General features: G+C 61.3%; 14 protein-coding genes. 7 read left to right on the forward strand and 7 right to left on the reverse strand.

Annotated elements, in window-relative coordinates; genetic code table 11:
• Positions 1–674 precede the first annotated feature (674 nt).
• From GUI70_RS02710 to GUI70_RS02720, 4 genes are all read left to right on the forward strand, one after another.
• Positions 675–902, forward strand: a complete 228-nt coding sequence (locus GUI70_RS02710) for a hypothetical protein (RefSeq protein WP_237724655.1) — start codon at positions 675–677, stop codon at positions 900–902.
• A gap of 584 nt (positions 903–1,486) precedes the next feature.
• The gene (locus GUI70_RS02715) at positions 1,487–3,280 is read left to right on the forward strand and encodes a sensor histidine kinase (protein WP_161880756.1); all 1,794 of its coding nucleotides are present in this window, start codon (positions 1,487–1,489) and stop codon (positions 3,278–3,280) included.
• A 65-nt stretch (positions 3,281–3,345) separates the two neighbouring features.
• Positions 3,346–3,480, forward strand: coding sequence for a hypothetical protein (locus GUI70_RS24925; protein ID WP_272952773.1), 135 nt, complete (start codon positions 3,346–3,348; stop codon positions 3,478–3,480).
• Positions 3,481–3,525: 45 nt separating this feature from the next.
• The gene (locus GUI70_RS02720; protein ID WP_161880757.1) at positions 3,526–3,783 is read left to right on the forward strand and encodes a DUF7694 domain-containing protein; all 258 of its coding nucleotides are present in this window, start codon (positions 3,526–3,528) and stop codon (positions 3,781–3,783) included.
• A gap of 318 nt (positions 3,784–4,101) precedes the next feature.
• Here the strand turns inward: GUI70_RS02720 and GUI70_RS02725 are convergent, their stop codons facing one another.
• Both GUI70_RS02725 and GUI70_RS02730 read right to left on the reverse strand, forming a co-directional pair.
• Complete coding sequence (locus GUI70_RS02725) at positions 4,102–4,554, reverse strand: GyrI-like domain-containing protein (RefSeq protein ID WP_161880758.1); 453 nt, start codon at positions 4,552–4,554, stop codon at positions 4,102–4,104.
• A gap of 106 nt (positions 4,555–4,660) precedes the next feature.
• Positions 4,661–5,404, reverse strand: coding sequence for a transposase (locus GUI70_RS02730; RefSeq protein ID WP_161880759.1), 744 nt, complete (start codon positions 5,402–5,404; stop codon positions 4,661–4,663).
• Positions 5,405–6,272: 868 nt separating this feature from the next.
• Between GUI70_RS02730 and GUI70_RS02735 the strand changes: the two genes are divergently transcribed.
• The 3 genes from GUI70_RS02735 (at position 6,273) to GUI70_RS02745 (ending at position 8,256) form a co-directional block, all read left to right on the forward strand.
• The gene (locus GUI70_RS02735) at positions 6,273–6,485 is read left to right on the forward strand and encodes a hypothetical protein (protein ID WP_161880760.1); all 213 of its coding nucleotides are present in this window, start codon (positions 6,273–6,275) and stop codon (positions 6,483–6,485) included.
• Positions 6,486–6,618: 133 nt separating this feature from the next.
• Complete coding sequence (gene tnpC, locus GUI70_RS02740; protein WP_161880856.1) at positions 6,619–7,971, forward strand: IS66 family transposase; 1,353 nt, start codon at positions 6,619–6,621, stop codon at positions 7,969–7,971.
• A gap of 24 nt (positions 7,972–7,995) precedes the next feature.
• On the forward strand, positions 7,996–8,256 hold the full coding sequence (locus tag GUI70_RS02745; RefSeq protein WP_161880761.1) for a hypothetical protein: 261 nt from the start codon (positions 7,996–7,998) through the stop codon (positions 8,254–8,256).
• 51 nt (positions 8,257–8,307) lie between these two features.
• Here the strand turns inward: GUI70_RS02745 and GUI70_RS02750 are convergent, their stop codons facing one another.
• From GUI70_RS02750 to GUI70_RS02770, 5 genes are read right to left on the reverse strand one after another with little or no spacing between them, the layout of a single operon-like run.
• A complete protein-coding gene (locus GUI70_RS02750; RefSeq protein ID WP_161880762.1) occupies positions 8,308–8,553 on the reverse strand; it encodes a hypothetical protein in 246 nt (81 codons plus the stop codon).
• Positions 8,550–9,641: an NAD(P)-dependent alcohol dehydrogenase gene (locus GUI70_RS02755; protein WP_161880763.1), complete on the reverse strand. Its 1,092-nt coding sequence runs from the start codon at positions 9,639–9,641 to the stop codon at positions 8,550–8,552. The genes GUI70_RS02750 and GUI70_RS02755 overlap by 4 nt, the downstream gene beginning before the upstream one ends.
• Positions 9,642–9,695: 54 nt before the next feature.
• A complete protein-coding gene (locus GUI70_RS02760; protein WP_161880764.1) occupies positions 9,696–10,463 on the reverse strand; it encodes an SDR family NAD(P)-dependent oxidoreductase in 768 nt (255 codons plus the stop codon).
• Between the two features lie 45 nt (positions 10,464–10,508).
• Positions 10,509–12,011: a mannitol dehydrogenase family protein gene (locus GUI70_RS02765; protein ID WP_161880765.1), complete on the reverse strand. Its 1,503-nt coding sequence runs from the start codon at positions 12,009–12,011 to the stop codon at positions 10,509–10,511.
• A gap of 50 nt (positions 12,012–12,061) precedes the next feature.
• Positions 12,062–12,748, reverse strand: coding sequence for a nucleoside/nucleotide kinase family protein (locus GUI70_RS02770; protein ID WP_161880766.1), 687 nt, complete (start codon positions 12,746–12,748; stop codon positions 12,062–12,064).
• Between the last annotated feature and the right edge of the window lie 78 nt (positions 12,749–12,826).

A 12,826-nucleotide genomic window follows, 5' to 3' on the forward strand; every position in this document is an offset into this window, starting at 1 on the left:
ATCATGCAGGCATCTAAACCCAAGCTCAGATCTCCTAAGCGACCCAGCCCACGCAAGCGGAAACGGCGCTAGAGGGGAGTGCCGCTCGATTGATCAGTAAACCTACCGCTCAAAGCGCTCCACTCCCCGACGGGGAGGGAACGCGTTCTTTCGGAGGCATTGCCTGCAGCTTGGTTAGAGCGGTACGAACGCTGCGATTGCTGATTCAGCCCCCGCTTATGGTCTCCCCCACCGGCCTGAGCAACTGCACCGTCAATGACCTGCAGCGGCTGATCGGGGTGCAGGTCGTCCGCCGCTGTCCATCCCTGCAGCCAGGTCGCCGCCTGAGCGTCTTGTCCTTCGCAGATGAGCTCTGTTCAGGAAAGGACCCTGCGGTTCGGCACTCATGGCGCTCAGCCGGGTCACTCTGCTCGTCACAGCAGTCGGTCTCCATCCATTCACCCTCGGCGCTGAGCTAGGTCGAAGCATCGAGACGGTGGGTTTCGCCGGTCGACCGCCAGATACCGCAGGTTCGCTCAGCTTGACGACGACCATCGTTGTTGAATTCAAAGAGCGCCTGCTGACCTCACCAGGTGGCCAGACTGTCCCGCTGCGGGTCCCAGAGCAGCAGCGCGTCCAATCGCCGGAACGCAGCACGCAGCACGCAGCACGGTAGAGAAACTATCCTGAGCCGCTTGTTCCAGAACGCCGTGCCGATGAACCAGATGGGCGTGGCCATCAGCAGCAGGCAGTTCTTTCGGCAGATCGGCACGACGATCGGCGCAGCGGTCTTCGGCACCCTGCTGATCAACAATCTGCAGACAGAACTGCCCAAGTACTTGCCGAACGTGCCGGGGATGGAAAGCCTCAGCAAGAACATCAACCTGGGCGCGATGCGTTCCAGCAGTGGCTGCCCCTTCTAGCTTCAGCGCCTTCGGAAAGGGTTGTAGATCAGCTCGCGGTTTGTTGGAAGTCATTTGCCTGAACCAGGTCAGCACGCCGGATGGCTGCCGGGGAATCACTCACGGCCTTGAGGTCCAGCGGGTAGTGGATGGCGCAAGTCACGTTCAGGCATCGGTGGAACGGCGCTGAGGCCAGTGAACGCCTTGATCGGTGTGCTCTCGTTCTGGCAGGCGTGCGCCATCTTCCAACCAACGCTCCAGCCACCGGTAGAGCATATGTCTCCTGTTCAGGGAGCTGAGCAACTACCCAGAGGCTACCGTGCACTTCAATCCCCTCGTGCTGGCAGCGTTGGCATAGTCGGCGTTCGCTGGTTCGTACCACCTGGCCAGCGAGGCGGGCGTAGTGAAGGCGTTCAGCCGCACTGAGCTTGACTTGCTATTGACCCTCGCTGAGCACCCGGGCGTGGCGTTCGCCCGGGACCGGCTGCTCGAACGGGTCACCCTGGCAGGGCTGGCGTTCAGAGTCCGTGCCAAGCCGTGAGCACCATCAGCCCAGCCTCCAGTTTGAAGCGCAGTCCAGAGATTCAAACGATATCCTGATCAACATGACGAAGCTGCCAGCGGCCCCGGCTCCTCTACTGCCTGCAGCTTCCGTGCTGGACATCATGAGTTCACTTGCTTCCGCGACCACGCGTTCAGACATCTTTAAAATCCTGCTGGAACCTACTCGATCAGCCATCGGTGCGACTGCAGTATTCACCCTCCTGAAATCATCTGATTCGGCCGAGATGAACCTGTTCACGGCCGGTGAAATGCCAGAAAAGGAACTTCTGGACGCACTTTCCACGCAGTTGGAGAAGAATACAAGTCGTCCTCACCTCTTCTCGCTCTTCGTCGATCAGGCCGTTCATGACACCTTTCACGGGGATGAATCGCTTGAGGTACCTTCCAAAGCGACACTGCTGGTTTCTCTCATGCACGGAGAGTCCCTGCTCGGGTTAGTGGCCCTCAAGTTCAACGCTGTCCGGAAGTTGAATGCTCAGCAGCGTCAATTCCTCCAATTTCTCGCTCTGCAGTGCGTGATCGCACTGGGCCGGGCCAGCGCGATAAGCGACCTGGAGTTGAAGATCGCCGAGCGCACCCGGCAGCTTCAGGATCAGGCTGACACTCTGGCGGTTCAGACCCAAGTACTCGAGGGCTTTGCCGAGTTCGCCCAGAATCTGTCGTCGTTGCAGGAGCGGTCCGCTGTGATTCAACGTGCCCAGGAGATCATGCTGTCGCTCCTTCCAGAGGGTTACTCGGTGTATTACGAGTTGGAGCACGGTGTGTGGTACAAACGCGCTCAGGTCGGCATGCTGAGTGCACCGCTTCAGGCACTGGTTGATGCAGGTCGGCCCTATGGAGCCTCGAAAGTCACGGATCAGGTCTGGGAGACAGGCCGCCCCATCTATCAGGACGGCTACGACCCCACCCTTGATAGCGCAGGAACGCTGGCCAGCCACATCCAGGCCAGCGTGACGTTGCCGGTGCAGATGTTTGGTGCCCCCTGTGGCGTTCTGCGCGTTGGTCTGACTGGTAAGACTGCAGGCTGGTCAAAAACGGACCGCATCATGCTCGAGACGCTGGTGCGTCACCTTGGGTTGGTGCTCGAAGGTGTACAGCGGGCCGATGCGCTGCGCGCCCAGACCGTGGAACTCCTCCGCAGCAATCAAGAACTGGAGCGCTTTGCCTACATCGCTTCCCATGACCTTCAGGAACCTCTCCGGACCATCACCAGCTTCAGCCAGCTGGTGACCAAGAAATACGGTGCTGCAACCGGCAAGCCACTGGACGATCGAGCGGAACAGTATCTGGCGTTTATCCAACAGGGCAGCGAACGAATGAAGCAATTGATCGACGACCTACTCACCTTCTCGAAGTTGAGCAGTCGCCCGCACACACTTCTTCCGGTTCGCAGCGGCGAACCGTTGAGCGAAGCGCTGCAACGGTTGCAGGCCTATGTGCTTCAGAGGGATGCCAGAATATCCTGTGATCTTCAACAGCTGCCAACGGTCCTTGGAGATGCCTCGCAACTCGCGCGGTTGTTTCAGAACCTGATCGGCAACGCCATCAAATTCTGCCGAGAAGATGCCCCCCCTGAAGTTCAGATTCAAGTCGAAGCACAAGGAAGCTTCTGGCATTTTCAGGTGATCGATCACGGCATCGGCATTGCTCCTGAAGACGCTGAGCAGATCTTTGAGATGTTCCGGCGTCTGCACCATCGACAAGCGTATCAGGGCACGGGATTGGGCCTATCAATATGCAAGAAGATCGTCGAACAACATGGAGGCACCATTTGGGTTGAGCAGGTCCCGACAGGCGGTTCGGCGTTCCACTTCACGCTGAGACAGGCTCATTGAATTTGCTGTGGTCTAATACGAGATCAAATGACAGAACAGGGACCAAGTGGCGGGGTGAGGACCCCGTGTTTATCGGTAAGGAGGGTGGACTGGAAGGCCACTTCAGCGTGCCACACAACTTGACCGGGCTGCCCGCGCTGTCTGACACCATCCAGGACAAGTTTGCCGCCTTCGCGATCCTGCAGCTGCGCGGCACGTGAGCGTGTCCTGCCAGGACCGGGTGCCCACCTACGCAGGTCCGCGAGTTGTTCTTCAACCCCGAGGCGACCGTGGTGCAGATCATGCCACCCAAGTCGCAGTGGGTGAATCAGCATCAGTTCTGCCTGCACCTGTGGCAGCGCCTCAACCAGGCGCTCCTCCCGCAGGGTTTGCAGCGCACGGTCGGCGCGCGGGATGCCCTGCCGCTCGACGAGCTGGGGGTCGGGCTCCTTCAGATGGGCCTCCGCCATACCTTCAGCCTACCGAACTTGATCTTGATCCGCCAAGGGCTACCCACACGCTAATCACATACGCTATTTGCAAAACAACTTCTGTATGTAGACAGTCTTGAGAATGGGAAAGCCCGACGAAGTATAACCGTCGATCACAATTGTTGGGATGGTGACCCAACCGCAAGTCGTTTTGGTTACCGTGATGCCACCATCACGGTCGCCGCCACTCGTAGTACCGCCACCCCCAATGGGTTGAGCGAAAGCAGTGGTTGAGAGGGGTGCAGAACACATCAGCGTAGCCACCAGAGCGAGGAAAGCGTTTGAACGTCTTTTCATAGTAAAACCTCCTGAACCTCATTTGGTTCAACGGTTGTGTTCGCTGAGCTGCTCTCATCCTTTTTTACAGATCAGGACGACGGGCAGCGCGAAGTGAGACGGGGTAAGCGATGCCGAAGATCCTGTAAATTTCAGAACGGGGATGAATTGGCCGTTCGTGGCTTGAAGGTACAAGCCCCCCCTATACCAAGCCATGATCGATTTAGGCCCGCTGCCGCCAGCACGCCAGAACAGCGGTCCTGACGGTGCAAATTCTCCCTCCGGAACCAACACGCCGGTATATGTCAATCCGATCTCAACTGGCCCATCACTATCGGTGGTCACCTGCGCATGGAAGATGCCCATCAGCGGCCCGCTACTTTGCCCTCCCTGTTGCTCGATAAATTGAAGTAGCCGACCCCTTGCCTCCGCATAGAAGGCCTCCAAATCCTTCACGGCGACACGGCGGGTCAGGGATACGAGCTGGAGGGCAGGGGCACGGCGGATACTGGGATGAAGGCTAGTCATTGGCGGACTCCCTTCTGAGGTAAAGCTCGGCAACCTGAGCAGGTACTCGTACAGGTCGTGTCGGCGTTGATGATGAGCTCAGTACCTGAGATCTTGCAGTTTCGGGTCAGAGCAGGAGAACACTGTCCAGCACGGCTTCTATCGCCTTAATCTCTTTTCTAAGCTCAGAAAGCCGCACCCAGCCGCAGTATTTTTGTCTCACCTGCTGGGCGACCGTTCGCCAGTCTGGCCAGACCCTGGAGGATGCGGATGCATCCTCCAGATTTTCCAGGTGACAGAGGACATAACTTAAGAAACATAGGCAGCAGTAGCGAAGCATGCCCCGTTTGGTGTACTGCCCGGAGCGATGCAATCCGAATCGGCTTTTCAACGTCTTGAAGAGCGCTTCGATCCGCCAGCGTCTTCGACCATTCACACGGACGGTGTTTGGAACGACGTTCAGCGTAGATACAACGTACCGTTTTTCCCGTGGGCCATCGCTCGAACTTGACAGCCAGATCCAGTACAACCACAGTTGAAGGTCTGGAAGCCCTGGAAGCGTGATGCCCTGCCTCTGTCGTGTGGCCTGTCGAATGGGGCGTCCTTCTGCCGTAACACGGTTGCCTGGAATCGTGACGGAAAGATCCAGGCCCAGTTGCACAACACCGGCGATAAACGCTCTGCTACAGAATCCAGCGTCGGCAAGCACCAGCGGCACTCGCGAGTGCCGCTTTACCAGCTCGTCAGGAAGTCGAGCCAGCATCCTCAAGGCCAGATCCGCTGGTGACGGCTGTCCTTTGCCACGCCAGACGAGAAACGACCAGGGGAAGCGCCTTGAGCCATGGCAGAGATAAAGCACCACCAGATGCACACCGCTTACCCCATTGAAGTGGTGAATCCAGGGTGCGAGTTGCTCAAGTGGGCCCAGTCGTCGGCGTAGGGAGTGTCGTCGTGGGGCTTGTAGTTGGGCGGATCCGGGAAGGCCTCGTCGCGGAAGAGATTCCAGAAGCGCTCGGGCACGTTGTCCGGTCCCCATGGATCGTGCGGTGGTCCCCAGGACAGGTCGGCCTGCGTCCAATGCTAGAAAACGCGCACTTCCTGGGCCGACAATTTAGGAGCAAAATTCACTTTCCCTTTCTCGAAGACGACCGTGCCGTCTGAGGAAATGGTTGCTCTCCGCACACCTCGTCCAAGATCCGTGAAAATCATTTGGTGAGGGGGAGTTGACGATGACTGGAATATCGTGGACGTCGCGGTGTCCACGCCGGGTAATGCGGCCTGGCTGAATCCGTGGTGAACAAAGAAATGGCCGCCGACATTCGCGTCATGCCCAGGGGAGCGGCATGACAGACGGCATGACGAGCGGTGAAGACAGCGCGGCGTGGCTGCAGGTGCCGCAGGCGTTGGTGCGGCAGTGGCGCTGGAGCGTGAGCGCAAGATCGTGGACACCAACCGCACCCGGCAGTAGGACGCGCATGATCTCTCGGAGGACGACCGGGAGCGCGAGGCGGCAGACGCCGTGCTCGAAGCGGAGGCGAGCGCCTTGCGCGCCGCGAGCGGGGTGGCCAGTGCGGACCAGCCGCCGTTCGCGTGGGAACCGCTGGAGATACGTCGGGCGGTGCAGCGAGTGCGGCGGGCGTAGGTGCAGCAGAGGCGAGAGAAGGGCGCGGAAGCTGGCTTCGCCTTTTTCTGTGAGCGCGGCACCGACTCCAGACAGCGGGGCCGGTCCGAGGCGCGGCATGAACAAAGAAATGTTTCGGCATCGGGCCGGGCCGAGTCGAGCATGGTATGGCTGGTGTACCTGGCTGTGCTCGGTGTTCAACGAATCGTGTCTGGGGCGCAAGGCCGCAGCGGGCCATCAAGCGGGCGTGGGCGGCCTGACCCAGAACTTGGTTCGGTTGTTGGCTGGCGGGGCGACGTTGGTCGCCAGACACGCCACTGATCTGGAGTAGCCTAAGATTTAGGCCACACCTGCCCTCCCCATACCCAGCCCCGAATTAAGGCAACACAACCTCTAAAAGAGAGAAATCTTGTGACTACTCAGCAGCCCCTACAAGCCCGAGTGGGATGCGGTAGGGTGAAGCTATCTCAGACGTCACCTGCCCGAATTGCGAACGGCTCCAAGCGCGCATCCGCGAATTGGAAGCGCAGGTCGCGCGAACCAGCGAGACGTCCCATCAACCCCCCAGCCAGGACCAAGCCTGGAAGAAGCCCAAGAGCGAACGCCTTTCTGGCGTTCGCTCTTCTGGTGGTCAAGTGGGACACCCAGGCACCACGTTGAAGATGAGCCCTTCTCCCGACGAGGTGGTCGTGTTGCCCCTCATGGGAAGCTGTCCGTGTGGACAGCAGTGGCATGAAGTCGACGTGCACGACCTTCTGGCTCGGCAGGTCTTGGACCTGCCGGAAGTCCAGTTGCACGTGACCGAGTACCAGGCCGAAGTGAAGGTGTGTCCACGCTGTCACCAACGACAACAGGCCATGTTTCCACAGGATGTTCGCGGTCAAGTGCAGTATGGCCCTCGGTTCCAGGCTTTGGCGGTGTACCTCAATGTGGCCCAGTTCCTCCCCTTCAAGCGGGTCGGGAATGTGCTTGAGACGCTGTGCGGTCAGCGTCCCAGTGAAGGGACGCTCGCGCTGCACCTCAACCTTGCTACAGCGCGACTGGCTGGGTTCGAGGCGCGATTGAAAGAAGCCTTGCTCGAAGAACCCGTCCTGCATGTGGACGAGACGGGCAGCAAGGTGAAGGGCCAGCTCGCCTGGGTGCATGTCATCAGCAGCAAGCAACTCACCCTCTCCGGACACGACCCGCACCGCGGGTTGGCCGCCATCCAGGTGATGGGGGTCCTGCCCCGGTACCGCGGCGTGTTGATGCATGATGCCTGGCTTTCGTACTTCCAACTCGCTGCCCGACATGCGCTGTGTAACGCGCACCTGCTTCGAGAGTTGCGTTTCCTCCATGAACAACTGGATCAGAACTGGGCGGGAGAACTGCGGACCGCACTCCAAGGCGTCTACCATCAACACAAGACAGGGATCCTCACTCCATCGGAGAAACTCGCGTTCCTGATTCGCTTTGATGCCCTCTTGGAAGCGGGGTTGGAGACCAACCCCGCAGCAGAGCCCGTTCCGAAGCAGCGGGGACGGGTGAAACAGTCCCCTGGACGCAACCTCGCGCTTCGATGTCAGAAACACCGAGACAAAGTGTTACGCTTCCTCCACGAGGAGGGCGTCCCGTTTGACAACAATCAAGCCGAGCGAGACCTTCGAATGGTGTGCGTGAAGCGCAAAGTCTCTGGTGGCTTTCGTTCAGCGGAGGGTGGCATGAACTTTTGCCGCATCCGTAGCGATACTTCGACTCTTCAGAAGCAAGGGATGAACATTTGGCACGGCCTTGTCAGCATCTTCCGAAATGACGTCCTTATACCTAATTTCTCGTGATGAGTAGTTACAAAAAAGGCTATAGTGTCTAAGACTGCGATTGGTTTCATCATCATTATAGTGATAGTTGCAAGCCTTTTTGCACTTCTCTTTTACTTATTCACTGCTATGATTTCTTGTCCTGCTTACTGGCAAGGTGCTCATAGTCGTGCAAACGATCTTGGCTGTAATGGTGGTCAAAATGGTGCATGGGTGTCGTTTTTAATATTTTTCGCCTCGCTTATTGCTTTATGGATTACTGACCGTTCAAGTATTAATAATTCTGAGAGAGATGACAGCACCTGATTTTGAGGTGGTGTAACTGCTCAGCGTGAGAACCATCCTCACGCTGAGCAGTTACGAAATCTTTTCTGTCGAACGCTCCAGATCATGCACGATCTGTCTGGTCTGGGTGGAGAGCTGCTTGAACAGCCCGAACCGCTGGTTGGAGAAGGCGCGCTTGCTTTCGTCCAGCCCAATCAGGCGGTCGGCCTTCACCCAGGTTCGCAAATCGTCACGGTGCAGCCGTCCCGGCCCCAGGCGCGCCAGGAAAGCGTCGCCGTAGCTCACGCCGATGATCAGCGCCGGGACTTTGTTGCTCACCCCTGCTCTACCTCGATCATCACCTTCATGCTCTTGGCCCGCTCGGTATCGGCGAACACGAAGGCCTCGGGCGTCTCGCCAAAGGCAAAGCGCTGGGTGATCAGCACGTCCAGATCAACCGCGCCGGACGCCACCAGACCAATGGCCGCCGGGTAGCAGTTGGCGTACCTGAAGATGCCCCGGATATCGGTTTCACGGCTGGCGGCGCTGACGATGTCGAGGCTGACCTCCGCGACTGGCGGCAGGCCCACCAGCACCGTGACACCTCCGGGGCGCGGGGCTTCCAGACTCATGCGGCAAGTCGGCACGCTGCCCGCCGTCTCGAAGGCCACATCCACCCCGCCGTGCGAGAGCGGCAGCCCGGTCAGTGCGGCGGTGATCTCGCGGATGCGCTCAACCGGGTTTTCGCTGCGGGCATTGATGGTGTGGGTGGCTCCGACCTTGAGGGCCATCTCCAACCGGAAGTCTTCGAGGTCCACGGCGATCAGGGTGGTGGCCCCCGCTGCCTTGGCCGCTTGCAAGGTGGTGCAGCCGATCGGCCCCGCGCCGATGACGGCCACGCTGTCACCCATCTTGACGCCGCCGCGCCGCGCCGCCCAGACGCCCACCGCCAGCGGCTCGATCAGGGCCGCCGCGTCCAGACTCATGTGGTCAGGAATCTTGAAGGCGAAGTCCTCGGGCCAGATGACCCATTCCGAGAGTGCACCGTCGACCGGGGGTGTGGCCATGAAATGCATCCAGGGACAGAGGTTGTAGTGGCCGGTCTTGCAGTACGAACACTTGCGGCACGGCACGCCGGGTTCGAGCGCCACCCGGTCGCCGACTTTGAGGCGGGTGACCCCCTCGCCCAGCGCCTCGACAGTGCCGCTGACCTCGTGGCCCAGCACGAGCGGCGACTCCACGACGAAATTGCCGATGCGTCCGTGGGTGTAGTAATGCACGTCCGAGCCGCACACGCCGATGCGCTGCACCTGCACGCGCACCTCGCCGGGGCCGGGCACGGGTACCTGGCGGGTTTCCCAGCCGAGATCGCGCACCGCACTGAGCACGCTGGTTTTGGAGGCTTTGGGTTGAACAACCTGGGTCATGATCGCTCCTGAGAGTGGGGAGTAAGAAAAGCAGTGAGGGGTGGGCTTCGGTCTCTACCAGACGGTGTAGCCGCCGTCCACCACCAGGGTATGCCCGGTGACGAAACTCGAAGCGTCGGACGCCAGATACACCACTGCCGGAGCGATCTCGCGCGGCTGGGCCAGGCGGCCCATCGGGGTTTCCTTAAGCCAGGTTTCTTTCCACTCGGGCGTCTCCAGCCCCAGAATGGTCATGGGCGTGGCCGTGTAGCCGGGAGCCACCGAATTGACCCGCACGCCGCGAGCAGCCCACTCTCCGGCCAGCGAGCGGGTCAGCTGAATGACGGCGGCCTTGGACGCGTTGTAGCCCGACTGCGGCTGCGGGTGGTTGGAAATCAGGCCGCTCATGCTGGCGGTGCTGACGATACTGCCCCGTCCGGCGGCCAGCATCTTCCTTCCGAACTCGCGGCAGCACCAGAACAGGCCGGTGACATTCACCGACATCACCACGTTCCAGTCCTGGTCGGAGATGTCCTCGGACGGCACGTTGCGAACGATCCCGGCGTTGTTGACCAGAATGTCGAGGGCGTCCAGTTTCGCGGCCAGGGCGCGCACAGCGTCGGCATCGGTCACGTCGAGAGGTTCGAAGGTCGCACCGATGGAGCGGGCCGCCGCCTCGCCCACCGCCGGGTTCATGTCGGCGATGATCACGCTGGCCCCGGCCTCGCCGAGCGCTCTGGCAATTTCAAAGCCGATGCCCTGCGCCGCGCCGGTGACCAAGGCCGTCTTGCCGCCGAGTTTGAAGAGGTCAAGAATGTTGGACGATTCGGGCGCTGTGGTCATGGTTGCTGTTTCCTTTGGGCAAACGGATAAGAAAGCGGAAGAAGATTACATGGAGGCTTTGAGCTGACCCCGGCTTTTCTCGTGTTCCAGCGCTTGCAGTGCCCCGAGGGGGCCGTTGACGGTCAAGCTGTCGCGGGCGGCGAGGTAGGCGGCCCTGAAGCGCTCGTTGCGGCCCAGATCACCGAAAATCTCGGTCAGGTTCAGGAATGCGCCCGGCTGCCCAGCTTCCTGCTGCACCGCCTGGGTGAGCGCCCCGGCACGCGGGTCTTGCAGGGCAGGAAAGCGGCCCGCGCTGACCGCCTCGACGTAGGCGGCCCACGACGCCACCACCAGTGCCGCGTGCTCGACCTCGCCACCCGAGGCGAGCTGTTCGCGCACCACCGGCAGCAGAAACTTGGGAATGCGCTCGGACCCGTCGAAGATCAGCCGGGCCAGGGTGTCTTGAATGGCGGGGCTGGCAAAGCGGGTGATCAACTCGTGGCTGTAGTCGCCCAGATCGATGCCCGGCACCGGCCTCAGGGTCGGAACAGCTTCACGCGCCATGTAGTCGAGCAGAAACTGCACGAACAGCGGCTGCTGGCAGACCTCGTGAACATACTGGTGGCCCGCCAGCAGCCCCAGATATCCCAGGGCCTGGTGCGAGGCGTTCAGGAGCCGCAGCTTCATCAGCTCGTAGGGTTCCACGTCGGCCACCACCTGCACGCCCACCTCTTCGAGCGCCGGGCGGCCCAGCGTGAAGTGGTCTTCCAGCACCCACTGGGTAAAGGTCTCGGCAATCACCGGCCAGCTGTCCTCGATGCCGAAGTCGGCCAGCAGATCGCGCTTGTTCTGGTCGGTGGTCACGGGCGTGATGCGGTCGACCATCGAATTGGGAAAGGCGACATGCTGCGCTACCCACTCGCCGAGTTCCGGGTCCTTGAGGCGGGCAAAGGCCGTGAAGGCATGCTGCGCGACGTGGCCGTTACCCTGCATGTTGTCGCACGACATCACGGTGAAGGGGGCCAGGCCCAGCTCGCGGCGGCGGCGTAACCCCTCGGTGACGAAGCCGAAGACGGTGCGCGGCACCGCGCCGGGCTGCAAATCGTGCTGAACGTCGGCGCTCGACGCCTCGAACTGGCCGGTGGCGTTGTTGACGCTGTAACCGCCCTCGGTGACGGTCAGCGAGACGATCTTGGTAGTGGGGTCGGCCAGCTTGTCGATCACAGCCTGGGGCGAGTCGGGCGCGAACAGGTAGTCGGCCACCGCACCGATCACGCGGGCCTGCTGCTCACCGCTGGGGGCCTTGGTCACCAGGGTATAGAGGTGATCTTGCTCGGCCAGCACCTCACCCATCCGGGCGTCGAAGGGCAGCACGCCCACCCCGCAGATGGCCCAGTCGGGACTGCCGCCCGCATTTAGCCAGCGGTCGAGGTACATGGCTTCGTGCGAGCGGTGAAAGCCGCCCACGCCGAAGTGAACGATGCCGCACTTCAAGGTATCGAGAGCGTAGCCGGGAACGGAGACGGAGGGCCCGAGGGTGCTCAGGGCAGCGGCGTTGAGTTTGACCATGGCGGATTCTCCAGAGGTGGGCGAGAGGTGAGACAGTCGAGGACGACCGCTCAGTCGGTGAGCTGGATGATGAGGTCGGCCCGGTCGCGGCCAGCCTCGATGAGCCGGGCATTGCCCTGATCGACCCGCCCCACCCACTCGGCGGCCTCCGCACCCGACCTGCCGTGCGCCTCGTGGCGGGCAATCAAGCGCGCTAAGCGCAGGTCTTCCGGCGGCGCGAGAAACCACACGGCGTCGAGCGTGGGACGAACCCGGCTCCAGGCCCCGTCGTTCAGCAGCAGATAATTGCCCTCGGTGACGATCAGCGGGGTGCCCGCCGCCACCGGCACGGCACTGCCGATGGATTCTTCGAGGTCGCGGTTGAAGGTGGGCGCATAGATGGTGTGTTGGGGCTGGGTTCGCAGCCGCTCCAACAGCGTGGCGTAGCCGTCGGCGTCGAAGGTGTCGGGGGCACCCTTGCGGTCTCGGCGGCCCAGCCGCACGAGTTCCTGGTTGGCGAGGTGAAAGCCGTCCATACCGACGACCGCCACCTCACGGCCCAGTGCTGCGGCCAGCGCCGCGCAGAGGGTGGACTTGCCCGCGCCGGGCGTCCCGGTGATGCCGAGTATGCGCCGCTCGCCCGCCACCAGCATGGCCCGCGCCCGCGCCACCAGTTCGGCGATGCTGGTACTGAGTCGCGGCGGACCCACCGGGGCGTCGGGGGGGGTGTCCAGGGCGTGGGCATTCGGGGCGTCCATTTCTTTCCTCCTAGAGCGGGGCATTTGAGCCGAGTCGTTTGAGCACAGAGGACAGGCCCTGGCGCTTGTGGGCGTTCC

This window comes from Deinococcus alpinitundrae (genome assembly GCF_009982895.1).
GTDB classification, from domain to species: Bacteria; Deinococcota; Deinococci; order Deinococcales; family Deinococcaceae; genus Deinococcus; species Deinococcus alpinitundrae.

What these genes read in the sequence shown, in the direction of transcription:
- GUI70_RS02715 (WP_161880756.1), top strand. Translation starts at nt 1,487, where the DNA reads ATGACGAAGCTGCCAGCGGCCCCGGCTCCTCTACTGCCTGCAGCTTCC.
- GUI70_RS02725 (WP_161880758.1), bottom strand. Translation starts at nt 4,554, where the DNA reads ATGACTAGCCTTCATCCCAGTATCCGCCGTGCCCCTGCCCTCCAGCTC.
- GUI70_RS02735 (WP_161880760.1), top strand. Translation starts at nt 6,273, where the DNA reads ATGAACAAAGAAATGTTTCGGCATCGGGCCGGGCCGAGTCGAGCATGG.
- GUI70_RS02755 (WP_161880763.1), bottom strand. Translation starts at nt 9,641, where the DNA reads ATGACCCAGGTTGTTCAACCCAAAGCCTCCAAAACCAGCGTGCTCAGT.
- GUI70_RS02760 (WP_161880764.1), bottom strand. Translation starts at nt 10,463, where the DNA reads ATGACCACAGCGCCCGAATCGTCCAACATTCTTGACCTCTTCAAACTC.
- GUI70_RS02765 (WP_161880765.1), bottom strand. Translation starts at nt 12,011, where the DNA reads ATGGTCAAACTCAACGCCGCTGCCCTGAGCACCCTCGGGCCCTCCGTC.
- GUI70_RS02770 (WP_161880766.1), bottom strand. Translation starts at nt 12,748, where the DNA reads ATGGACGCCCCGAATGCCCACGCCCTGGACACCCCCCCCGACGCCCCG.